This is a genomic window from Lentzea sp. NPDC058436 (genome assembly GCF_042721515.1).
GTDB lineage: Bacteria > Actinomycetota > Actinomycetes > Mycobacteriales > Pseudonocardiaceae > Lentzea.
The window spans coordinates 58,187-80,200 of record NZ_JBHXLF010000009.1 but is presented as its reverse complement, the minus strand read 5'-3'; the positions used below and the strand labels follow the sequence as shown (position 1 = coordinate 80,200).

Genomic DNA, 22,014 nt, shown 5'->3' with positions numbered 1-22,014 from the left:
GGCATGATCCGCGCGTCAGACCTCAGAACTACACGCCTCCGGAACACGAAGACGAGTTGTCGTAGGTGCCGTTCGGCTTGGCGCGGTACTGATAACGCCCCTCCGCGCGCCCACGCCGCACCCGCCGCCCGAGCAGCACGAACGTCGTGAAGAGGCACAGCAGGAGCAGCACGACCCCACCGATGCCCAGAACCAGCGCGGTCTCCATCAGTCGAGCAACGACCACGCGGCCGTGCACGACGCGGACACGGTGATCTGCTGCGCCTTGAGGTTCAGCTGGTCCACCATCCCGGCGGGCCCGGCCATCTCGAACGACGCCGCGCCGCTCATCATCCGCGGCTGGTAGTGCGCGCCACCGTCCGTGTCGCCGATCCGCAGCAACGGCCCGAGCCGCCGCCCCAGGGCAGACGCGTACCCCTCGGCGCGACGCAATGCATCGGCGACGGCCTCTCGTTGCGCCTCACGGATCGCCTCGGTGTCGTCGACCAGAGCCCACGACGGGCCGTTGATCCAGGACGGCTCTGCCTGGACGAGTTCGCCGAGCAGCGCGTCGAGGCGGTCGAGGTCCTTCACCCAGATCACGTACTGCTGCGACGCGCGGCTGCCGACGCGCTGGTTGTTGTCCCAGTTGTCGTGCGCGGACAGCTGCCGCGAACGCACCTCGAACTCCTCGAGCAGCGGCTCGATGACGGAAATGCGCTGGTTGAGCGTGCTCACCGCCTCGGAGCGTTCGGCGCCGAGAGCCTCGAACGTCACGTCCACCTGGGCGCGGTCGGCGGTGCGCTCGACCTCGCCGGTCCCCTTCGTCACGACTTCAGCCACGTGGGCCAGCCAACCTGCACCGTCCACCATCCGCAACTATTCAGCTCTATTGCTCAATCACTAGATAAACGTAGACAGAGGCATCCGGCCGCATTTCGACGCGAGTCTGCGCGTCTCTAGGGCGGTCTCTAGAAACGCGGATACGGTGCGAGCCATGGACCCGGTGCGCAACCCGTTCGCTCCCGGTGCAGGCCAGCGGCCTCCTGAGCTCGCCGGCCGGGACAAAGAGGTCGGTGCGTTCGAGGTGGTGCTCGAACGCGTGGCCCGCGGCCGTCCCGAACGCAGCCTCGTGCTGACGGGGCTGCGGGGTGTCGGCAAGACCGTGCTGCTCGGTGAGCTGCGGTCGATGGCCGTCAAACGCGGCTGGGGCGCCGGCAAGGTCGAGGCCAGGCCCGACGCCGACCTGAGAAGGCCCTTGAGCGCCGCGTTGCACCGGGCGATCCGGGATCTCGCGGTCCGGCACCGCGCGCCGGACCGGGTCGAGGCCATCCTCGGGATCCTGAAGGCGTTCGCGCTGAGGGCCGCACCGGACGGCGCCAAGCTGCGCGACCGCTGGCAGCCGGGCATCGACGTGCCCGCGGCGAGCGGCAGGGCCGACTCCGGTGACATCGAGATCGACCTCGTCGAGCTGTTCACCGACGTCGCCGAGCTCGCGCAGGACGTCGGCACGGGCGTCGCGCTGCTCATCGACGAGATGCAGGACCTCAAGCCCGACGACATCAGCGCGTTGTGCGCGGCCTGCCACGAGCTGTCGCAGATCGGCGCGCCGCTGGTCGTCGTCGGCGCCGGCCTGCCGCACCTGCCCGCCGTGCTGTCCGCGAGCAAGTCGTACTCGGAACGCCTCTTCCGCTACGTCCGGATCGACCGGCTCAGCCGCGAGGACGCTGACCGCGCCGTGCTGGCCCCGGTCGAACGCGAGGACGCGGGCATCACCGACGAGGCGCTCGACGCGTTGTTCGACGCGTCCGGCGGCTACCCGTACTTCATCCAGGCCTACGGCAAGGCCGCCTGGGACGCCGCTCCTGCCGACCCGATCACCGCGCTGGACGTCTCCGTGGCAGCTCCGGAGGCCGACGCGGAGCTGGCCGTGGGCTTCTTCGGCTCCCGATACGAGCGTGCGACGCCCGCTGAACGCGAGTATCTCCGGTCGATGGCCGAGTTGACCGACGGAAAGGATGCGGGCGTCAACACCGCCCAGGTCGCCGACCACCTGGGTCGCAAGCCCTCGTCGCTGTCGCCCGCGCGGGACTCGCTCATCAAGAAAGGCCTGGTCTACAGCGCGGAACGGGGTCAGATCGCGTTCACCGTGCCCCACTTCGGGCGCTTCCTGCTGGGCCGCGAGGAGTAGCCGACCGTTGTCCGGTCGTTCACGTTGTCAGCCGATGATTCATCGGCATGTGCCCCACCTCACCGGATAATCGCGTGCACTTACGCCTGGGAAGGTGCATACTTGAGTCACCAGCCCAGCAAGACCTCACAGAGGGAAGTGCAGACCCAGATGAACTTCGCAGCGAAGCTCCGCGCCCGCCGTGCCGAGGCGCGCAAGCAGAAGGCCGTGGCTCGCGCGATCGACATGGCGACCACCCCGTCCATGCGTCACGAGCTGATGGCGATCGCCCAGGCTCAGGTCACCACCCTCCGCTGACCTACCGACCCGGCACTCGCGCGGCGCCCCGTTGCGAGTGCCTCCCCAAACGGGAACCCCTGGAGCACCTCCCGCGCTCCAGGGGTTTCATTCTGTTAAACGTGATCCACGCCACAGTATGATGGCGTTGTAACAGCGCGCGTCGGTCCGCCGATGTCACTGTTGACCTCGCGGTGCTGTCGGACCCCCGACCTGGCAGCACCGCGAGGTTTCTTGTTTGCTGGGGGACATGAAGATCGCCGTGCTCGGCACCGGCCTCATGGGTGCCCCCATCGCAGCCAACCTCGCCGCGGCCGGACACGACGTCCGCGTCTGGAACCGCACGCGCGCCAAGGCCGAACCGCTCGCCGCGAAGGGCGCCACCGTCACCGACAGCCCCGCCGACGCGGTGGAGGGCGTCGAGGTGGTGCTGACGGTGCTCAACGACGGTCCCGCGGTCACCTCCGCCATCGAGGCCGCCGCGCCGTCACTGCCGCACGACGCCGTGTGGATCCAGGCGTCCACGGTCGGCATCGACGCCACCGAGGACCACATCGCGCTCGCCCGCTCACTCGGGCTGGAGTTCGTGGACGCCCCCGTGCTCGGCAGCACGAAGCCGGCGGCCGAGGGCAAGCTCGTCGTGCTCGCGTCCGGCGCCGAGGAACTGCGTGAGCGCGTGCAGCTCGTGTTCGACGTGATCGGCGCACGGACGATGTGGGTCGGCGAAGCCGGTGCGTCGTCGAAGCTGAAGCTCGTCGCGAACAGCTGGGTGCTCGCCCTGACCGCGGCCGTCGGGGAGGCCGTGTCGCTGGCCGAGGCGTCCGGGCTCGACCCGAAGCTGTTCCTGGAGGCCGTGTCCGGCGGCGCGATCGACACCCCGTACCTGCAGACGAAGGGCGGCGCGATCATCGCCCGCTCGTTCGAGCCCGCGTTCACCGCGGAGAACGCGCTCAAGGACGCCCGTCTCGTCGCCGAGGCGGCGGAACGGGCGAACGTGCGGCTGGACGTCGCCCAGGCCTCCGCCGAACGTCTCAAGCGCGCGGTCGACGGCGGGCACGGTGACGAGGACATGGCGGCGTCCTACTTCGCCAGCTACGAATAAGCCCGACGATCGGCCGGTCCGGCGGGGCGTGCGGGCTCAATAGTTTGGCCGGGTGAACAGACTCGTACGCTCCCTGCTGGCGTTCGGCCTGGCATCGGCACAGGTCGTGGCGACAGCCGCAGTCGTGTCCGCCGCTCCCGACATCAAGGACCGCATCGCCGCCATCCCCGGCGTGCGGATCATCAGCGAGGGGACGTCCGGCACCGCGCGGACGTTCGTCATCGGCATCCAGCAGCCCGCCGACCACCGCAAGCCGCGCGGGCTGCAGTTCGAGCAGCGCTTCTCGTTGCTGCACAAGGCTGAGTCGAAGCCGATGGTGCTGCACACCAGCGGCTACAACCTGTCCGGCCCGAGCCCGTCCGAGCCCACCAGGCTCGTCGACGGCAACCAGATCAGCGTCGAGCAGCGGTTCTTCCCGCCGTCGCGCCCCGCCCCGGCCGACTGGGACGACCTGAACATCTGGCAGGCCGCCAACGACCACCACCGGATCGTGCTGGCGTTCAAGAAGATCTACGGCGCCAAGTGGCTCTCGACGGGGGCCAGCAAGGGCGGCATGACGTCGATCTACCACCGCCGCTACTTCCCGCGCGACGTCGACGCGACCATCGCGTACGTGGCGCCGAACGACGTGGTGAACGACCGCGACGTCTACGGCGAGTTCATCCGCAAGGTCGGCAACGACCCGACGTGCAACCGACGGCTCGAAGGCGTGCAACGGCAGATCCTGCAGAACCGCGACGAGTTCGTCTCACGGCTGGAAGCGCGCGGCTACACGTACAAGCAGTTCGGCAACGCGCACAAGGCGTTGGAGATCCTGGTCCTGGACACGCCGTTCACGTTCTGGCAGTACGGCACCCAGGAGCAGTGCGCGCTGGTTCCTGGCGCCGGCGCCTCGGTGGACGACCTGTGGAAGTTCATCGACTCGACCGTGGGCTGGGACTTCTACACCGACGCGGGCGTCGCGCCCTACACGGCGTACTACTACCAGGCGGGCACGCAGCTCGGCTGGCCGGAGGCGGACGAGTCGGCCGTGCGCGACCTGCTGCGCTACCCCGGTTCGTCGGTGCCGCGTTCGATGGTGTCGCCGGACATCAAGTTCCCGCGCTTCGACCGTTCCGCGATGCGCGACATCGACTCGTGGGTGCGCTACCAGGGCTCGCGGCTGCTGTTCGTGAACGGCCAGAACGACCCGTGGAGTGCGGAACCGTTCCGGCTCGGCTGGGGCACGCGTGACTCGTTGTCGTACACGGTCCCCGCCGGCAACCACGGCGCGAACATCGCCAAGCTGCCCGAGAAGGAACGTGCCGCCGCGACGGCCGCCGTGCTGCGCTGGGCCGGTGTGTCCGCGGCTCCCGTTGGGGCGCTTGCCGTGGACGAGGGCCCGGACTCGCTGGACGCGCTGCGGGCCCGCCGGGGCTGAGGCACGCTGGGAGACGTGAAGCCGTTGCTCGTGGTCGACGCAGCCAACGTCGTGGGATCGGTCCCCGACGGGTGGTGGCGCGACAGGGCGGGCGCGGCCGAACGCCTCCGCGACGCCCTGCGCGGCCGTGACGAGGAGGTCGTCCTCGTCGTGGAAGGCAAGGCGCGCAACGTTTCCTCGATCGACGACGTCCGTGTCGTCGCCGCTCCCGGTGATGGCGACGACACGATCGTTGACGTCGTGCGGGCTGAAGGAGCAGGCCGTCAGGTGACGGTGGTGACCGCCGATCGCGAGCTGCGGCAGCGGGTGACGGCGCTGGGTGCCGAGGTGGCCGGTCCCACCTCGGTGCCTAGATCCTGAAGAGCCTTTCGAGGACCTGCGCGACCCCGTCCTCGGTGTTCGGCGGCGCGTGGTTGGTGCAGGCCTGCTTCACGAGCGGGTGTGCGTTGCCCATCGCGTACGCCGTGCCTGCCCACCCGAGCACCGACAGGTCGTTCGGCATGTCCCCGAACGCGACGACCTCGTGCTTGCCGATTCCCCTTGTGTTGCACAGGGATTCGAGCGTGGCGGCCTTCGAGACGCCCGGCGGGCTGATCTCCAGCAGCCCGAGCCCGCCCGAGTGCGTGACGGAGACGTGCTGCCCGACGGCTTCCCGCGCGATCTCCATCATCGCGTCCACCTCGGCGTCCGGCGCCCACGCGAGCATCTGCACGACCTGCTGCGCCTCCGCGAAGACGTGTTCGAGCAGCTCCAGCGTCCTGTGTGGATTCTTCGGCCCGAAACCCTGGAAACCGGGCTCGGACAACACTTCCATGCCGGTCTCGACCGCGATCCCGACGTCGGGGATCACCTCGGCCAACGCCTCCGACACCTTGCGCACGACGTCCAGCGGCACCGTCTGCGCGTGAGTGACCTCGCGGTTCGTGAGGTCGTAGATCATCGCGCCGTTGGAGCAGATGGCCGTGCCGGTCAGTTCGAGGTTCTGCACGAACCGCGGCGGCCTGGCCGTGACGACCACGACGTCCGCGTCGACGGCGTGGAGCGTGGCGCGGGTGCGGTCGCTCAGCACCCCGCCGGGTTGCAGCAGCGTGCCGTCGAGGTCGGTCGCGATCAACCTGATCATCGGCCGATTATCGGGGCTGGCGCTCGCGGGCGAGAAGACCCGAAGCGGTCACTTCGGCGGTGCGGCGCACGACGTCCGCGAAGTCGACGCACATCACGGCCAGCGCCGGATCGGCGGCGTAGGCGTCGAGGACCGCCTGCGGGGGACGGCTGCCCGGCCAGGCTGCGACCGCCGTCAGCATGACCGTCTGCATCAGGGTGACGGCGTCCGCGTCGCCCAGTTCGGGCAGGTGCCGTCCGGTGAAGCGGACGAGCGTCTCCAGGTACCCGTGGACGGCCCGCTTGTGCTGCAACGCCGTCTCGGCGGAGATGTTGCGCTCCAGCACCGTGGACTGGGCGCTGATCAGGTCGCACAGCACCGGCCGGCGGGTCAGCGAGGTGGCCAGCAGTTCGGCCAGCCGTTCTCCGCGTTCCCAGGTCGGGCCGCCCGGGATCTCCGCGGACTCCAGTTCGGTGATCCAGTCCGCGATCTCCGCCTCCAGCAGTGCCAGCAGCACCGCCTCCCGCGACTCGAAGTAGCGCAGGACGTTGGCCTTGGCCAGGCAGACCCGGCGGCTGAGCGCGGTGAGGGTCACCTCGGCGACCGGCATCTCGGTGAGCATCGCGGCCGCGGTGGCGAGGATCTGCCGCCGCCGCTCGTTGCGCTGCTCGTCGGTGCGCGCCCGCTGGAAGCTCATGTCACGCATGTTACAGACCGTCGGTACTTTACTAAGAGACCGGCGGTCCGTTATGTTGGCGACATAAGAGACCGGCGGTATCTAACGAGGGGCAACGATGTACCAGGTTTCTGACCAGCACGGAAAGCGCGTCGTCGTCACCGGCGCGAACAGCGGCACCGGCAAGGAGGCGGCGAAGCGCCTGGCGGGAGCAGGGGCGGACGTCGTGCTCGCCGTGCGCACCGAGGCCAAGGGCGAACAGGCCGCGGCGGAGATCCGGGCCGCACATCCCGGCGCTCTGGTCGAGGTCCGGCGGCTCGACCTGGCCGACCAGGCGTCGGTGCGCACGTTCGCCGACGACCTGGTCGCCGACGGCAGGCCGTTGGACGTGCTGGTCAACAACGCGGGCGTGATGAACGTGCCCGCGCGGACCGAGACCGTCGACGGCTTCGAACTCCAGTTCGCCAGCAACTTCCTCGGCCCGTTCGCCCTGACCGTCCGGCTGCTGCCGTTGCTGCTGGCCGCGCCCGCGCCTCGTGTGGTGACGATGAGCAGCGGCGCCGCGTACCGCGGGCGGATCGACTTCGACGACCTCCAGGGACGCCGCCGGTACAGCCCGACGCTGACCTACTCCCGCACGAAGCTCGCCGACCTGCTGATGACGCTGCACCTCGCGGACCTGGCGGCCGAACGCGGCTGGCCGTTGCTGTCGGTCGCCGCGCACCCCGGCTACACCCGCACCAACCTGATGACCTCCGGCCCGCACCTCAACGGCGGCAAGCCCGGTCTCGTCGAGTCGATCGGCTATCGGGTCATCCCCTCGCAGGGCGTCGAGCAGGGCACCGAACCGCTGCTGTACGCGGCCGCCGACCCCGGTGCCGTCGCCGGCGGCTACTACGGGCCGCGCTGGGCGCTCGTGGGTCCGACCAGGCCCGCCTCGACGCCCAGGACCGCGCGGGACAAGGCCGTGGCCGCACGCCTGTGGGCCGAGGCCGAGCGCCTGACCGGCACGTCGGTGGAGGTCGCCGGTCGTTGATCGCGATCCTCGGGCAGGATCGACGCATGACCCATCGAGTTGACGAGATGCCGTTGCCGATCTGGCTGCCGGAGTCCGGCTCCGGCCCCGGCATCGTGCTGGTCCAGGAGATCTTCGGCCTGGACGGCTACCTGGAGGGCGTCGCGGAGAAGCTGGCCGCGCTCGGCTACGTCGTGGCCGTGCCCGAGCTGTTCCACCGCTTCCAGCCGGGCTGGGTGGGCGAGCACGACGAGGCGGGCATCCAGCGGTCGATGGAGGTCGTCGGCAACCTCGACTTCCCGCTCGCCGTGCAGGACGTCGTCGCCTCGATCCAGTACCTGCGCGGCCTGCCCGAGGTCACGGGCGGTGTCGGCGTGCTCGGCTTCTGCCTCGGCGGCACCCTCGCGTACGCGGCCGCCGTCGCCTCCGACCCGGACACCACCGTGTCGTTCTACGGCTCGGGCGTGCCGGACCAGATCGGCGCGCTGGGTCAGGTCTCGTGCCCGATCCTGTTCCACTTCGGCACCGAGGACGAGTTCATCACCGGCTACCAGCAGGTCGTGGACGCGGCCGAGGAGCACGAGAACGCCGAGATCCACCTGGAACCCGCCGGGCACGCGTTCCTCAACCACCTCGGTCCCTGGTACGACCAGGCCGCCGCCGACCGGGCGTGGGACCTCACCGCGCTGTTCCTCAAGCGCACCCTGCCCGCCTGACGCATCAGGCGATGCACGGCACCGCGAGCTGCTGCGAGAAGAACCTCTCCAGCGGCTTGCGGTGCAACCGGCGTTCGACGGCGATCAGCTCGTTGCGCCGGTAATGCCTCACCTGCGTGCTCGTGACGACGAACCCGTTGCGTTCGGTCGTGGGCATCTCGTCGTAGAGCAGCGCGTGTTGTCCTTGCGTCACAACGACGTCCGCCAGTCCGTCCGGGATCTCGCCGGCCCGCGTCGCGATCGTCGCCGCCAGCGCGTCCGGGCGGTTGCGCAGCCTGCGGTGGGGCCATGGAACCCCGTGGTGCTCGGCCTCCAGCGACCTGTGCAACGCCCTGGCGGCGTGCCGGATCGCCTTGATCGAGTCGCCGGTGAGCACGTGCACGCCGGGCGCGTCGAGTGCCGTGTCCCTGCGAAACCCGGTGCACGCGATGACGTCGTCGTACCGCAGCTCGCCGGTCCCGTCGATCGTCGCGACGAACTCGTCGCCCTCCTTGACGATCCGCTGCACCTCGCGCCCGACGACGTGCGTGAGCCGCGTCGTGGAGGCGATGTTGTCCGCCGTCTCGAACGCGCTGTGCCCGCGTCCGACGATCAGCACCCGCCTCCCCGCGTACGCCGTCGGATCGGTGCTGGCGGTCCCGTACGTCTCGGCGTGCTCGATGCCGGGAATGCCCGGCACGTGCGGCTTCTTGCCGGTCGCGACGACGACGTGCCGTGCGCCGTGGTCGCCCAGGTCGGTGACCGGGGTGTTGTAGCGGATGTTCAACGGCCGCGCGAAGTCCTCCAGGTACCGCACGAGGTCGTCCGCGTCGGGAAAGGAACGCTTGCTGTAGCGCGCGAACGGCACGCCGTCGAACAGCGAGTTGTCGTCCGTCGACAGGACGCGGTGCCGGGGGAACCTCCGGAAGAAGCCCGCAGGCTCCGGCCCCGCCTCGACGATCACGTAGTCGCGGCCCGCACCGTGCAGGAAGCGCCCCATCTGCAAGCCCGCCGGACCCGCACCGACCACCAGGTACTCCACCATCACGCACCTCCCGGCGTCCTTTACGCCGTTCACGGCGAAAAGGTTCAGACGGGCGGTCTGCGTCCATCATGAACGCTACCGGCGAGTTCCGGCCGACCTTCCCGCTCTGCGGACGCGCCGGACGAGCGGCACGCCGTTACGCTGGGTCCATGAGGCTCATCGCGGTGTCGGCACTGACGCTGCTGCTGGCCGCCTGCACCTCCCAGGCCGCACCAGCCCCACCCAGGACGACCGAACCGACGGGCGAGTCCACCACCATGCCGCCGACCCCGCCGAGGCAGGAGCCGTTCGAGATCACCACGGACGTCAAGGGCGTCCGCGAGTGGCAGAACTCCCCGGAGGAGATGGGCTTCGTCTACCGCGTGCAGCCCATCGACTTCACGCTCACCCCGCGCAACACCGGCAGCACACCGCAGTCGGACGCCCGGCTGCGTTTCGTCGTCGAGGACATGGACGGCGAAGGCGACCTGACCGTCGGTGGCGAGGGCTGGGAGTGCGAGGGCGGGCGCGACATCGCGTGCACCTCGACCGGCGTCGCCGAGCCCGGTGGCACGTGGGCCCCGCTCACGATGACGATGCGGCACACCAAGGGCGGGCAGACCCGCGTCGTCGTGCACTGGGGAGACGTCACCCCCAGCGTGATCTTCAGATACGACACCAGCACCTGACCTCCGCCACTACTCTCGCGCCGTGGCTGATCGCGAACTCCGCTCGATCCGGACGCACATCAGCGCGGTGGTGCTGATCGGCCTGACGGTCTTCGCCGTCGCCGCCGCCCTCCTCTGGCTGGCGCTGGGCCTCCCGACCGCCCTGAACACCCGAGTCGACATCATCAAGATCGCGCTGTCGGTCGTCGCCGGCGTGGGTGGCGTGGTCGCCCTGGTCGTGGCCTACCGCAAACAACGCATCAGCGAGTCGGCCGAGAAGCGCGAACACGCGAAGGTCCTCAACGAGCGCTTCGCCACCGCCTGCAACCAGATCGGCCACGACAAGCCCACCGTGCGACTCGCGGGCCTCTACGCGATGGCCTCGCTCGCCGACGAGTGGACCGAGCAACGCCAGACGTGCATCGACGTGTTGTGCGCGTACCTCCGCATCCCGTACGAGCCGTCGCTCGACTCCGAGTGGGACCACGACGAGGAGACCGAGGTGCGCCTGTCGGTCACCAGCCTGATCACCGCACACCTCCGCGACGGCGCCCCGGTGAGCTGGCAGGGCCACGACTTCCACCTGACCAGGGCCGTCCTGCGCGCGGCGGACTTCGCCGGCGTGCACGTGAGCGGAGGCAACCTGGTGCTCAGCCTGGCGCGCTTCCCCGGCGGCTGGGTGTCGTTCGACGGCATGAGGGTGAGCGGCGGCGAGGTGTGGTTCGGCGGCGCGACCTTCGGCGGCGCACGGGTCACGTTCCACGACGCGCGGTTCACCGGCGGCCGCGTGAAGTTCGAGGGCGCCGAGTTCAACGCCGGCGAGGTCTCGTTCAGGGGCGCGAGGTTCGCAGGCGGCGAGGTGGACCTCTCGGAGGCCGTCGTCAAGGTGGCGCCGATTTTCGACGAAGGCGAGAAGCCAGGACTGAAGCTGCCGTAATTGTCAGGGGTGCCTGCCATGATCACCGGCATGGGCACCTGGGACGTCGGACACTTCGACAACGACACCGCCGCGGACTTCTCCGGCAAGCTGGACGCGGCAGCGGAAGCGGAACGCGAGAGCATCATCCGCACCGCGCTGACCAGCACGATCGAGTCCGACGAGTTCCTCGACAGCTACGAGGCCTGCCAGGCCGTGGCCTCGGCCGCGCTGATCGCCGCACAGTTGCCGGGCGGCACTCCGGTCACCACGGCGTACGGCCCGGACAATCCGTTGCCGGTGTTCCCCGCAGACCTGCGAGCGCTCGCCGTTCAGGCGCTCGACCGGGTGCTGGCTCCGGAGTCCGAGCTCGTCGAGCTGTGGGACGAGACCGAGTACGGGCCGCAGTGGCGGCAGAGCGTGGCCGACCTGAAGGCCGTTCTTCTCACCTGATCAACGCTGGCGGGTGGGGCCGGGGTCGGGTGCCAGGCGTCGCACCTCATGCCTGCGGAGGCTCCGGGTTCTGCCCGGCTTGGCCCGTCGCGTTCGGCTCTGCCTGGTCGCTGTGGCTGAGTTCGAAGATCCGGAAGAGGACAACTTTGATCTTCCCACGATTCAACAACAGCACGGCCATGACCACCGCTAGTGCGAAGGCGTACGGAAGAGCTTGCGTCGCAAAATCCCAGAACGGATCTGGCGACGACTGCTGACTTACCTGGCCCCGCATCGTTGGCCTCCTGGGCAGAGAATATGACATTGCATGTGCTATATCTGGCCATGCTGAATAAGCCCTTGAAGGGCGGCGGGCAGGTTGCAGGAGGAACTGGAACAGGCGCCATGAAGTGCGCATCTCGTCAGTGGACATCGAGTGTCGGCTTGCGATTCGCGCGGCAACACTCCGCTTGTCCCGGTGGTGACAGAGCCTCCGTCCTCGTGGTCATCCCTGCGTTACGACCTAGGTGGATTAAACAGGGTCTTCGCGGGGGGAAACGTAGGGTCGAAAGACCTATTGTGAGGAGCAAGTCGTGAGATCGCCGACGCTTTTACCGGCGTCTTCACTTGGATTCTTCATCGGCTGAAATAAAAGTCGGGACTAAAGTCCCTGCGCTGTTCGGGGGTCCACGATGTGGACGCCGGAACAGCGCAACCGTCCACAGTGTTGGATACGGCCGTGAGCACCCCCAAGCGCCGTGCCCGTGTCCGTGCCCCTGAGCTGGTAGGACGCGGCTGGCTGAACACCGGCGGCGAGCAGATCAGGCTCACCGACCTGCGCGGCAAGATCGTGCTGCTCGACTTCTGGACGTTCTGCTGCATCAACTGCCTGCACGTCCTCGACGAGCTGCGTCCCCTGGAGAAGGAGTTCGAGGACGTCCTGGTGACGATCGGCGTGCACTCGCCGAAGTTCGTCCACGAGGCCGACCCCGAGGCGCTGAGGGCCGCCGTCGAACGCTACGGGGTGCACCACCCGGTCCTCGACGACCCGGAGCTCACCACCTGGCAGAACTACGCCGTGAAGGCGTGGCCGACGCTGAACCTGATCGACCCCGAGGGTTACGTCGTCCACGTCGCCGCGGGTGAGGGCCACGTCGAGGCGCTGCGCACGATCATCAAGGAACTCGTCGAGGAGCACGACGAGAAGGGCACGCTGCACCGCGGCACCGGTCCGTACCAGGCGCCGGAGCCGGAGAACACCACGCTCCGCTTCCCCGCCAAGGCGATCGTCACGCCGCGGAACACGATCCTCGTCAGCGACTCCGCCCACCACAGCATCGTCGAGCTCGAAGCGGACGGCGAGACCGTCATCCGCCGCATCGGCACCGGTGAGCGCGGCCGCCAGGACGGAGCAACACCGACCTTCTCCGAGCCCGCCGGCCTCGCGCTCGTCCCCGGCACCAACCAGGTCGTCGTCGCGGACACCGTGAACCACCTCCTCCGCGGCCTCGACCTCGACACCGGCGAGGTCACGACCCTCGCGGGCACCGGTGAGCAGTGGCGTGACGGCGAGACCGACGGGCCCGCCGACAAGATCGAGCTGACGAGCCCGTGGGACGTCGCCTGGTGGAACGGCGGTGTCGCCATCGCCATGGCCGGCAACCACACGCTGAGCTTCTTCGACCCCGAGGCCAACACGGTCCGCAGGCTCGCCGGCACCACCGTCGAGGGCATCAACGACGGACCGGCGGACCAGGCGTTCTTCGCGCAGACGTCCGGGCTCGCGGCGGACGGCGACCGGCTGTGGATGGTCGACTCCGAGACGAGCGCGCTGCGCTACCTGGAGAACGGCGAGGTCACCACGGTCGTCGGCAAGGGGCTGTTCGCGTTCGGGCACAAGGACGGCGCCGCGGACGAGGCCCTGCTGCAGCACCCGCTGGGCGTCACGGTCCTGAACGACCACTCGGTCGTCATCAGCGACACCTACAACAACGCGATCCGGCGCTTCGACCCCGAGACCGCCGAGCTGACCACGATCGCCACGGACGTCGCCGAGCCGTCCGACGCGCTCGTGGTCGACGACGAGCTCGTCGTGGTCGCGTCGGCCGCGCACCGGCTCGAACGGTTCGCCGCCTCCGCCGTCAAGATCGACGGCGCTGCCCACGAGGTGAAGCGCCCGTCCACCGACATCAGGGCCGGTGAGTTCGAGCTCGCCGTCGTCTTCACCCCGCCCAAAGGCACCAAACTGGACGAAAGGTACGGTCCCTCAACGCGTCTGGAGATCACCAGCTCACCCCCGGAGCTGATTCTCGACGGCGCGGGGGTCACCACCGAACTGGTACGCGCGTTGCGGATCAACGATCAGGTCACGAACGGCGTGCTGCACGTCGTCGCGCAGGCCGCGAGTTGTAGTGACGATCCGGCCGAGGAACACCCCGTCTGCCGTCTGACCAGGCAGGACTGGGGAGTGCCCGTTCGAGTGGTTGCCGATGCACCCACCAGGCTCCCGTTGCTCATGGGCGGCATGGACGAGGAGGGTCGGCAGGGCACGTAGACTCTGCTGGTGCCTGATGTCAAGCTCGAGATCCAGATGCTGTACGACCGTGTGATGGTCCGCATCTCGCCCGAGGACGGCGAGCGGCGTTCCAGCGGTGGCATCGTGATCCCCGCTACGGCCCAGATGGCGAAGCGGTTGGCGTGGGGTGACGTGTTCGGAGTCGGTACCAGCGTGCGCCACGTGAAGGTCGGCGACCGGGTGATGTTCAACCCGGAAGATCAGCTTGAGGTCGAGGTGCAGGGCACCACGTATCTCGTGATGAGGGAACGCGATCTGCACGCGGTTGCGACTGAGCCGACCGACCACGGTACTGGGTTGTACCTGTGAGTCGCCGGTTCGTGAACTGCGCCTGATAGCTGCACACATACGCCACCTCAGGAGACAGGGCAACGGGGAGAGCTGTGCCGTACGACGCTGACAAGACGAGAGCGATGCCTCCGGTGGGTCCCGGCGGCACGTCCTCCGAGCAGACGACCAAGATCACTCCGGTCCAGGTGGACGTCTCGACCGAGGCGTGGCCGTCTGAGGAGCCGGACTCGAACGAGCCGACCATCACCGCGGCCCTGCCCGGTGTCGGCTTCCCGGCGGGCGACGCCGCCACCGAGTACATGAAGCCGGTGCCGCCGCCCGAACCGCAGCCGCAGCCCCAGCCGCAGGAGACCGGCGTCTACGGGCCCGTGATGATCGAGCCGGGCGAGGACGAGGCGCAGCCGAAGTTCAACCGGAAGAAGGCGCTGATCGTGGCCGCGGCCGTGGTCGGCGCGTTCGGCCTGCTCTACGGCCTGGACATCCTCGTGTCGAGCGGCAACGTGCCGCGCGGCGTGACGGTGGCGGGCGTCGACGTCGGCGGTATGAACCACGGCGACGCCGAGAAGAAGCTCCGCGACGAGATCGGCCCGCGCCTGAGCAAGCCCGTCGCGCTCAAGGCAGGCGACGTGACCGCCGAGCTCGACCCGAAGGCAGCGGGTCTGGAGCTCGACTGGAACGCCACGATCGACCGCGCCGGCAGCCAGCCGCTCAGCCCGTTCACGCGCGTCACCTCGTTCTTCACCAGCCGTGAGGTCGGCGTCGCGACGAAGGCCGACGACGCGAAGGTCTCCGGCGCGCTCGAAGCCCTGCGCCCCAAGCTCGACCACGACCCGATCGAGGGCACCATCAAGTTCGAGGGCGCGAACCCCGTCGCCGTCGAGCCGCACGACGGCCAGAAGCTCAAGGCCGAGGACGCCGCGAGCGCGGTCGTCGCGAACTGGGCCTCCGGCAGCCCCGTCGACGTCCCGATGGACTTCACCCCGGTCAAGACGACCAAGGAGGGCGTCGAGAAGGCGCTCAACGAGGTCGTGAAGACCGCGGTGTCCGGCCCCGTCGTGATCAAGGGCGAGGGCAAGGACGCGACGCTCACGCCCGAGCAGATCGGCGCCACGCTGGCGTTCGCGCCCGGTGACGGCGGCGCGCTGAACGTCACGCCGAACAAGGACAAGCTCGCCGAGTTCACGACGCCGCAGCTCAAGGACACGATCAAGGAGGGCAAGGACGCCGAGATCGTCTTCGAGGGCGGCAAGCCCACGGTGAAGCCCTCGGTGGACGGCCTCGACCTCGACTGGGACAAGAACCTCCAGCCCTACTTCGACACGGTCAAGAAGAAGGACGCGCGCGAGGTCAAGTTCGAGTACAAGCACACGCCCGCGAAGGTCACCACCGAGCAGGCGAACAAGATGGGCATCAAGGAGGTCATCGGCGAGTTCTCGACCGGTGGCTTCGCCCCCGCCTCCGGCGTCAACATCCGGGTCGTGGCCGAGAAGGTCAACGGCGCGATCGTGAAGCCGAAGGAGACGTTCAGCCTCAACAAGTACACGGGTCCGCGCGGTACCGCGCAGGGCTACGTCGAGGCGGGCATCATCGAGAACGGCATCCCCGGCATGGCGGTCGGCGGTGGCATCTCGCAGTTCGCGACCACGTTGTACAACTCGTACTACTACGCGGGCATGAAGGACGCGGGCCACCGGGAGCACAGCTACTGGATCACGCGGTACCCGAAGGGCCGCGAGGCCACCGTGTTCATGGACAACGCGGGCAACAGCCTGATCGACATCGCGTTCACGAACCCGGACGACACGGGCGTCGCCATCCAGACGATCTGGACCGGCTCGTCGATCACCATCAAGCTCTGGGGCACCAAGAACTACGACGTCACCGGCTCCACCAGCGGCGAGTTCAACCCGACCCAGCCGCAGGAGAAGAAGGTCAACAAGGCCGGCTGCGCCCCGAGCAACGGCGCCCCCGGCTTCTCGGTGACCGACACCCGCACGATCACGGACCGCCGCAACGGCCAGTCGCGCAACGAGTCGCGCACGGTCAAGTACGACCCGCAGTTCAAGATCATCTGCGAGCCGCCGCCCGGCGGCTGAGGAAATTTCGGATTCACAGTGGCCACGCGCGGGTATTCACCCGTTCGTGGCCACTGTTGCGCATGAGGCGCGAAGACACCCCGTCGTTCAGACGCTGGGGCGCGCGGGGATGGTGTTGTACGGGGTCGTGCACGTCCTGGTGGCGTGGCTCGCGATCCAGGTCGCGTTCGGAGACTCCGAACAGGCCGACTCGAAGGGTGCGCTCGGCGACATCGCCGCGGCCGGCGCCTGGTCGTTGTGGTTGCTCGGGATCGGCTTGGCCTTCTTCGCGCTGTGGCAGGTGCTGCAGGCGTGCGTGGGCTTCAACTACATCCCGAAGAAGCGCAAGCGCATCGCGAAGCGCGTCGGTGCCGGCGCCCGCGCCATCACCGCCACCGGTATCGCGTTCGGTGCGTTCAAGCTCGCGACGGGGTCTGGTGGTCCCAGTGACCAGAACCAGCAGCAGAAGGAACTCACGGCGCAGTTGCTCGCGCTGCCCGGCGGTCAGTTCATCGTCGGTGCGGTCGCCATCGGCATCCTCGTCATCGCCGTGATCATCGCCCGCAAGGGTGTGAAGCTGTCCTTCGAGGAGGACCTCGACAAGTCCCGCTCGCCCAAGTGGATCCAGCCCGTCGGCCGGATCGGCTGGCTGGGCAAGGGAATCGCGTACGGCGTGATCGGCGTTCTCGTCGGGCTCGCCGCCATCAACGCGGACCCCGAGCAGTCCGGCGGCATGGACAAGGCCCTGAAGACGTTGGCAGCGCAGCCCTACGGCATGTTCCTGCTGTCCGCCGTGGCGATCGGCATCGCGGCGTTCGGCGTCTACTGCTTCGCGGCGGCGCGCGCCCTCAAGGAGTGATGGCGGTCCGCGGCCTCCTGGGCCTCGACCGTCATGGAGGACAGCACCTGCCCCGACGCGATGTAGAAGACGTTGGGGCTGCTGGTGTCCGGCCCCCAGCCGGGGCCGCCTCGCAGCAACAGGAGGTCGCCGGGACTCGGGTTCATCCCCTCGAACCACGAGTCCTGCGCGACCTCCGTGCGTTCCCACACGATCGCGGCCTTGGTGCCGCTCTTCGCTCGTTGGTAGACCTGCGCGACCCTCGCCAGTTCGGCCGTCGGCGACGCCTCCCGCAGCTCGTCCATGTGCTCCCGGTACCCGGACCACAGAGCGTCCTGACGCGCCTTCCGGTTCTTCAGGCGTCGTAAAACGATCGTCGCGAGCGCCACTACGCCCACGACCGCGCACAGAATCAGCAGGTACAGGAACACTCGGCAATCTTTGATTCCGAACGAGGGCCTGTCAACTGACAACGAAATCAAGCTGCATGATGGGACTCGGTCACGCTAGCGTGCCTGTCATGTCGAGTCCTGAGGCATCCAGGGTCGGATCTGCGGTCTAGCCGTCAGCCCCGAAAACCCTTCATCCCTCCGGAGCTCCTCCGTGCCTTTTTCGCTGTACTTGCTCGCCCTGGCCGTGTTCGCCATGGGCACCTCCGAGTTCATGCTCGCCGGGCTGCTGCCGTCCATCGCGGCCGAGTTCGGCGTACCGGTGGGCACCGCCGGTCTGCTCACCTCCGCGTTCGCCGCGGGCATGGCCGTCGGCGCGCCCCTGATGGCCGTGCTCGCCCGCAACTGGCCTCCGCGCCGAAGCCTGTTCGGGTTCGTCGTCGTGTTCCTGGCAGCCCACGTCGCCGGCGCTCTCACGACGAGCTTCCCGGTGTTGCTGGCCTCCCGTGTGGTCGCCGCACTCGCCAACGCCGGATTCCTCGCCGTGGCACTGACAACGGCCGCCGCGCTCGTGCCGCCGCAACGGCGTGGGCGCGCGCTCGCCGTGCTGCTGTCCGGTACGACCGTGGCAACCGTGGCCGGCGTACCGGGAGGGGCGTTGCTCGGTACCGCACTGGGTTGGCGCGCAACGTTCTTCGCGGTCGCCGTGCTCTGCGTGCCGGCGGCTGTCGGTGTCCTCAAAGGAATTCCGGCCCGGCGCGAGCGGGTCGAGCCACCCGCGTTGCGCCCGGAGCTCGCTGAGCTCACCAAGCCGCGGCTGGTGGTGGTCATCGTGCTCGCGGTGCTGGTGAACGCGGTGACGTTCGGCCACTTCACGTTCCTGGCCCCGGTGGTGACGAACGCGGGCCTGAGCGAGTGGTGGGTGCCGGTCGCACTGGTGCTGTTCGGCGCCGGTTCGTTCCTCGGCGTCACCGTCGGCGGCAGGCTGGCCGACTCGTCACCGCGCCCGGTCGTGGCGCTCGGCGGACCGCTGGCCGTCGTCGGCTGGCTGAGCCTCGACGTGCTGGGCCGCGAGCCGATCACGTTGCTGGCATTGGTGTTCGTGCTCGGCGCGTTGTCCTTCGCGGTCGGCAGCACGTTGATCGCGCGCGTCCTGCACCACGCGCCGGGCGCGCCCACGATGGCGGGCTCCTACGCGACGGCGGCGTTCAACGTGGGTGCCGCGGTGGGGCCGATGTTCTTCTGACGCAACGAAAAACGGGCCCGTGCACCTCGGGCAGGAGGTGCACGGACCCGTCGTTCTGAGGCGTTTTAGAAAACGCTCTCGTCGATGTCCATGAGCGCGTTGTCGGTGGACTCCGCGATCTTGCGGCGCGAGGTGAGCTCCGGCAGCACGTTCTTCGCGAAGAACGACGCCACGGCGATCTTGCCCTCGTAGAACGCCTTGTCCTTGGCCGACGGCGTGCCGCCGAGCTTCTCCAGCGCGACCTCGGCCTGGCGCAGCAGCAGCCAGCCGACGAGCACGTCACCCGCGGTCATCAGCAGGCGGACCGAGTTCTGGCCGACCTTGTAGAGGTTGCGCACGTCCTCCTGCGAGGTGGTCAGGAAGCCGACCAGCGCGCCGAGCATGCCCTGCAGGTCCTCAAGACCCTGCTTGAGCAGCGCCCGCTCCTCCTTCAGACGACCGTTGCCGCCCTCGTTGTCGAGGAACGACTGGATCTCGCCGTTGATGAACGCGAGCGCCTGGCCCTTGTCACGGATGATCTTCCGGAAGAAGAAGTCCAGCGACTGGATGGCCGTGGTGCCCTCGTACAGCGAGTCGATCTTCGCGTCGCGGATGTACTGCTCGATCGGGTACTCCTGCAGGAAGCCCGAGCCGCCCAGCGTCTGCAGCGACTGCGCCAGCTGCTCGTACGCGCGCTCCGAGCCGACGCCCTTGACGATCGGCAGCAGCAGGTCGTTGACCTGGGCCGCGAGCTTGGCGTCGTCGCCGCCGAGCATCACCTTGTCCTGGAACGTCGCGGTGTACAGGTACACGGCGCGCAGGCCCTCGGCGTACGCCTTCTGCAGCATCAGGCTGCGGCGGACGTCCGGGTGGTTGGTGATGGTGACGCGCGGCGCGGTCTTGTCCGTCATGCGCGTCAGGTCGGCGCTCTGCACGCGCTCCTTGGCGTAGGACAGCGCGTTCAGGTACCCGGTCGACAGCGTCGCGATGGCCTTGGTGCCGACCATCATGCGGGCGTACTCGATGACGTCGAACATCTGCGCGATGCCGTCGTGCACCTCGCCGAGCAGCCAGCCCTGGGCGGGCACGCCGTGCTGGCCGAAGGTCAGCTCGCACGTGGTGGACGCCTTGAGGCCCATCTTGTGCTCGACGTTGGTCACGAAGGCGCCGTTGCGCTCGCCCAGGTCACCGGACTCCGGGTCGAAGTGGAACTTCGGCACCAGGAAGAGCGACAGGCCCTTGGTGCCCGGCCGCGCCTCGACGCCGTCGCCCTCGGGACGCGCGAGCACCATGTGCATGATGTTCTCGGTCAGGTCCTGGTCGGCGGACGTGATGAAGCGCTTCACGCCGTCGATGTGCCAGGAGCCGTCCGCCTGCTTGATCGCCTTGGTGCGACCGGCACCGACGTCGGAACCGGCGTCCGGCTCGGTCAGCACCATGGTGGCGCCCCAGCCGCGGTCGATCATCAGCTGCGCCCAGTGCTTGTCGCGCGCGGTGCCGTTGTTGTGCACGACCGTCGCGAAGCTCGGGCCCGCCAGGTACATGTAGACGGCCGGGTTCGCGCCGAGCAGCAGCTCGGACGCGGCCCACATGACCGACCGCGGGGTGCCGAAGCCGCCCAGCTCGTCCGGCAGGAAAAGGCGGTACCACTCGCCGTCCCACACGGCCTGGTACGACTTCTTCAGCGACTCCGGCAGGGTCGCCGAGTGCGTCGCCGGGTCGAACACCGGGGGGTTGCGGTCGGAATCGGCGAAGGAGTCGCCGAGGACGCCCTCCGCGAGGTTCTTGATCTCGGCCAGCACGCTGCGCGCGGTGTCCTCGTCGGACTGCTCGAACGGCCCCGTGCCGAGGTGGTCCTGCACGTTGAAGACCTCGAAGAGGTTGAACTCGAGGTCCCGGACGTTGCTCTTGTAGTGGCCCATCTCGTCAGCTCACTCCTCAGGGTCGCGGCGGGGTCGCCTACTGACCGGTAACAACAGAGTATTACTCGACAGTAACCCCGGCAAGGCCGACCACCCAGTGGTGGCGAACCAGACACTCCTCGTTCACACCTGAATCGGGCATGAGAGCCGGTCAGACGCGTGCCGGGCGCTCGCGGACCATCTCGAGCAGCGCGGGGTTCGTGCGCTCGGCGAAGCCCACGCTCCGGGGCAACATGACCGATTCGTAGGCCGGCACCCCGTCTCGGACACCGTGCTCCGCGATCGCGAGCGCCAGTTCGGCCGCGTCCTGCATCGCGAGGTTCGCGCCGACGCCCAGCGGTGGCTGAAGGTGGGCGGCGTCGCCGAGCAGCGTGACGCCGGGCGTGTGCGTCCACGTGTGCGGCACCGGCAGCGAGTACAGCGGCCGGTGGATCAGCTCGCCTTCGAGGAACGCCAGCAGTGAGGGGTGCCAGCCGGCGAACAGGTCGAGCAGTTCGGCGTTGGAGGGCTTCCAATTCTCGTCCGCTCGCACGCACGCGTAGGCGCGGATGTGATCGCCGCTGTTGCGCTGCGCCCAGAGCATCAGGCCGTCGTCGTCCGCGACCATCGTGCCCTGGCCGGTGAGGTCGAGCAGTGCCTCGTCGCGGTCGTGCCGGGTCTCGACGAACAGCACGCCGGTGTACCGGGGCACGGCGGGCGAGACGGCGGGGCGGACCCGAGACCAGGCACCGTCCGCGCCGATGACCAGGTCGAACGCTTCCGTCGAGCCGTCGAGGAACGTGACCTCGCCGGGGCGTGCCGAGCCGATGCCCCGGCCCCAGCGCACGGTTCCCTGTGCGAGCGAGCCGAGGAGCAGGTCGCGGAGCTGGCCTCGGTCGATCTCGGGCCGGAAGTCGCCCTCCGGCGGCTCGTGCTCGATCAACTCGGCCGTGGCGTGGTCGACCTTGCGCTGCTCCTGCCCCTCGAACCGGGCGAGCGCCCGCCACTCGTCGAAGAGACCCGCGGCGCGGACCGCCTCCTGACCGCTGTCGGCGTGCAGGTCGATGGTGCCGCCCTGCTGACGGGCCTCCGGCGAGCTCTCCCGCTCGAAGACGGTGACGTGCTCGAAGCCGTGCAGCTGGAGGACTCGGGCACAGGTGAGGCCGCCGATGCCGGCCCCTGCGATGGCGATGCGCGGTGTGGTCATGTCTCCAGGAAAGCGCA

General features: G+C 68.9%; 23 protein-coding genes and 1 pseudogene. 15 read left to right on the top strand and 9 right to left on the bottom strand.

The window, feature by feature from the left end:
- Positions 1–28 precede the first annotated feature (28 nt).
- A complete protein-coding gene (locus tag ACFWN2_RS28355) occupies positions 29–208 on the bottom strand; it encodes a hypothetical protein (protein WP_382432426.1) in 180 nt (59 codons plus the stop codon).
- Complete coding sequence (locus tag ACFWN2_RS28350; RefSeq protein ID WP_382432424.1) at positions 208–822, bottom strand: SIMPL domain-containing protein; 615 nt, start codon at positions 820–822, stop codon at positions 208–210. The genes ACFWN2_RS28355 and ACFWN2_RS28350 overlap by 1 nt, the downstream gene beginning before the upstream one ends.
- A 154-nt stretch (positions 823–976) precedes the next feature.
- On the opposite strand from ACFWN2_RS28350, the gene ACFWN2_RS28345 reads away from it, so the two are divergent.
- From ACFWN2_RS28345 to ACFWN2_RS28325, 5 genes are all read left to right on the top strand, one after another.
- The gene (locus ACFWN2_RS28345; RefSeq protein WP_191297794.1) at positions 977–2,170 is read left to right on the top strand and encodes an ATP-binding protein; all 1,194 of its coding nucleotides are present in this window, start codon (positions 977–979) and stop codon (positions 2,168–2,170) included.
- Positions 2,171–2,320: 150 nt separating this feature from the next.
- Complete coding sequence (locus tag ACFWN2_RS28340) at positions 2,321–2,467, top strand: hypothetical protein (protein ID WP_382432422.1); 147 nt, start codon at positions 2,321–2,323, stop codon at positions 2,465–2,467.
- Positions 2,468–2,696: 229 nt separating this feature from the next.
- The gene (locus tag ACFWN2_RS28335; RefSeq protein WP_382432420.1) at positions 2,697–3,548 is read left to right on the top strand and encodes an NAD(P)-dependent oxidoreductase; all 852 of its coding nucleotides are present in this window, start codon (positions 2,697–2,699) and stop codon (positions 3,546–3,548) included.
- A gap of 52 nt (positions 3,549–3,600) precedes the next feature.
- On the top strand, positions 3,601–4,968 hold the full coding sequence (locus ACFWN2_RS28330) for a S28 family serine protease (protein ID WP_382432418.1): 1,368 nt from the start codon (positions 3,601–3,603) through the stop codon (positions 4,966–4,968).
- Positions 4,969–4,983: 15 nt separating this feature from the next.
- Positions 4,984–5,328, top strand: a complete 345-nt coding sequence (locus ACFWN2_RS28325; protein WP_382432416.1) for an NTP pyrophosphohydrolase — start codon at positions 4,984–4,986, stop codon at positions 5,326–5,328.
- Here the strand turns inward: ACFWN2_RS28325 and ACFWN2_RS28320 are convergent.
- Positions 5,318–6,091: an HAD family hydrolase gene (locus tag ACFWN2_RS28320; RefSeq protein WP_382432414.1), complete on the bottom strand. Its 774-nt coding sequence runs from the start codon at positions 6,089–6,091 to the stop codon at positions 5,318–5,320. The two genes, ACFWN2_RS28325 and ACFWN2_RS28320, sit on opposite strands and share 11 nt — an antisense overlap.
- 7 nt (positions 6,092–6,098) lie before the next feature.
- The gene (locus ACFWN2_RS28315) at positions 6,099–6,767 is read right to left on the bottom strand and encodes a TetR/AcrR family transcriptional regulator (protein WP_382432412.1); all 669 of its coding nucleotides are present in this window, start codon (positions 6,765–6,767) and stop codon (positions 6,099–6,101) included.
- A 97-nt stretch (positions 6,768–6,864) separates the two neighbouring features.
- Between ACFWN2_RS28315 and ACFWN2_RS28310 the strand changes: the two genes are divergently transcribed.
- Together ACFWN2_RS28310 and ACFWN2_RS28305 are read left to right on the top strand one after the other, a co-directional pair.
- Positions 6,865–7,782, top strand: coding sequence for an SDR family oxidoreductase (locus ACFWN2_RS28310; protein WP_382432410.1), 918 nt, complete (start codon positions 6,865–6,867; stop codon positions 7,780–7,782).
- Between the two features lie 26 nt (positions 7,783–7,808).
- On the top strand, positions 7,809–8,477 hold the full coding sequence (locus ACFWN2_RS28305) for a dienelactone hydrolase family protein (RefSeq protein ID WP_382432408.1): 669 nt from the start codon (positions 7,809–7,811) through the stop codon (positions 8,475–8,477).
- Between the two features lie 4 nt (positions 8,478–8,481).
- Here ACFWN2_RS28305 and ACFWN2_RS28300 read toward each other — a convergent pair whose 3' ends face one another.
- Positions 8,482–9,534: an NAD(P)-binding domain-containing protein gene (locus tag ACFWN2_RS28300; protein ID WP_382432406.1), complete on the bottom strand. Its 1,053-nt coding sequence runs from the start codon at positions 9,532–9,534 to the stop codon at positions 8,482–8,484.
- 116 nt (positions 9,535–9,650) lie between these two features.
- Between ACFWN2_RS28300 and ACFWN2_RS28295 the strand changes: the two genes are divergently transcribed.
- Genes ACFWN2_RS28295 through ACFWN2_RS28285 form a run of 3 tightly spaced genes read left to right on the top strand, consistent with a single transcriptional unit; the run spans position 9,651 to position 11,517 of the window.
- Positions 9,651–10,169: a hypothetical protein gene (locus ACFWN2_RS28295; RefSeq protein WP_382432404.1), complete on the top strand. Its 519-nt coding sequence runs from the start codon at positions 9,651–9,653 to the stop codon at positions 10,167–10,169.
- A gap of 22 nt (positions 10,170–10,191) precedes the next feature.
- On the top strand, positions 10,192–11,085 hold the full coding sequence (locus ACFWN2_RS28290) for a pentapeptide repeat-containing protein (protein WP_382432402.1): 894 nt from the start codon (positions 10,192–10,194) through the stop codon (positions 11,083–11,085).
- 18 nt (positions 11,086–11,103) lie between these two features.
- Positions 11,104–11,517: a DUF4259 domain-containing protein gene (locus tag ACFWN2_RS28285; protein WP_382432400.1), complete on the top strand. Its 414-nt coding sequence runs from the start codon at positions 11,104–11,106 to the stop codon at positions 11,515–11,517.
- Between the two features lie 46 nt (positions 11,518–11,563).
- Here the strand turns inward: ACFWN2_RS28285 and ACFWN2_RS28280 are convergent, their stop codons facing one another.
- Positions 11,564–11,791 (bottom strand): hypothetical protein, encoded by a 228-nt coding sequence (locus ACFWN2_RS28280; protein WP_382432398.1) that lies wholly within the window; start codon positions 11,789–11,791, stop codon positions 11,564–11,566.
- A 444-nt stretch (positions 11,792–12,235) separates the two neighbouring features.
- Between ACFWN2_RS28280 and ACFWN2_RS28275 the strand changes: the two genes are divergently transcribed.
- The 4 genes from ACFWN2_RS28275 to ACFWN2_RS28260 all read left to right on the top strand — a co-directional run bounded on the left by ACFWN2_RS28275 (position 12,236) and on the right by ACFWN2_RS28260 (position 17,296).
- On the top strand, positions 12,236–14,050 hold the full coding sequence (locus ACFWN2_RS28275; protein ID WP_382432396.1) for an NHL domain-containing thioredoxin family protein: 1,815 nt from the start codon (positions 12,236–12,238) through the stop codon (positions 14,048–14,050).
- A 36-nt stretch (positions 14,051–14,086) separates the two neighbouring features.
- Positions 14,087–14,380, top strand: a complete 294-nt coding sequence (locus tag ACFWN2_RS28270) for a GroES family chaperonin (protein WP_382432784.1) — start codon at positions 14,087–14,089, stop codon at positions 14,378–14,380.
- A gap of 281 nt (positions 14,381–14,661) precedes the next feature.
- Positions 14,662–16,458, top strand: coding sequence for a VanW family protein (locus ACFWN2_RS28265; protein ID WP_382432782.1), 1,797 nt, complete (start codon positions 14,662–14,664; stop codon positions 16,456–16,458).
- A gap of 46 nt (positions 16,459–16,504) precedes the next feature.
- Positions 16,505–17,296, top strand: coding sequence for a DUF1206 domain-containing protein (locus ACFWN2_RS28260; protein WP_382432394.1), 792 nt, complete (start codon positions 16,505–16,507; stop codon positions 17,294–17,296).
- Here the strand turns inward: ACFWN2_RS28260 and ACFWN2_RS28255 are convergent.
- Positions 17,260–17,706, bottom strand: a complete 447-nt coding sequence (locus ACFWN2_RS28255; protein ID WP_382432392.1) for a hypothetical protein — start codon at positions 17,704–17,706, stop codon at positions 17,260–17,262. The two genes, ACFWN2_RS28260 and ACFWN2_RS28255, sit on opposite strands and share 37 nt — an antisense overlap.
- Positions 17,707–17,878: 172 nt before the next feature.
- Between ACFWN2_RS28255 and ACFWN2_RS28250 the strand changes: the two are divergent.
- Positions 17,879–18,901, top strand: a pseudogene (locus ACFWN2_RS28250) (Cmx/CmrA family chloramphenicol efflux MFS transporter); the annotation flags it as partial.
- Between the two features lie 74 nt (positions 18,902–18,975).
- Here the strand turns inward: ACFWN2_RS28250 and ACFWN2_RS28245 are convergent.
- Together ACFWN2_RS28245 and ACFWN2_RS28240 are read right to left on the bottom strand one after the other, a co-directional pair.
- The gene (locus tag ACFWN2_RS28245) at positions 18,976–20,811 is read right to left on the bottom strand and encodes an acyl-CoA dehydrogenase (RefSeq protein WP_382432390.1); all 1,836 of its coding nucleotides are present in this window, start codon (positions 20,809–20,811) and stop codon (positions 18,976–18,978) included.
- A 151-nt stretch (positions 20,812–20,962) separates the two neighbouring features.
- On the bottom strand, positions 20,963–21,997 hold the full coding sequence (locus ACFWN2_RS28240; RefSeq protein WP_382432388.1) for an FAD-dependent oxidoreductase: 1,035 nt from the start codon (positions 21,995–21,997) through the stop codon (positions 20,963–20,965).
- Between the last annotated feature and the right edge of the window lie 17 nt (positions 21,998–22,014).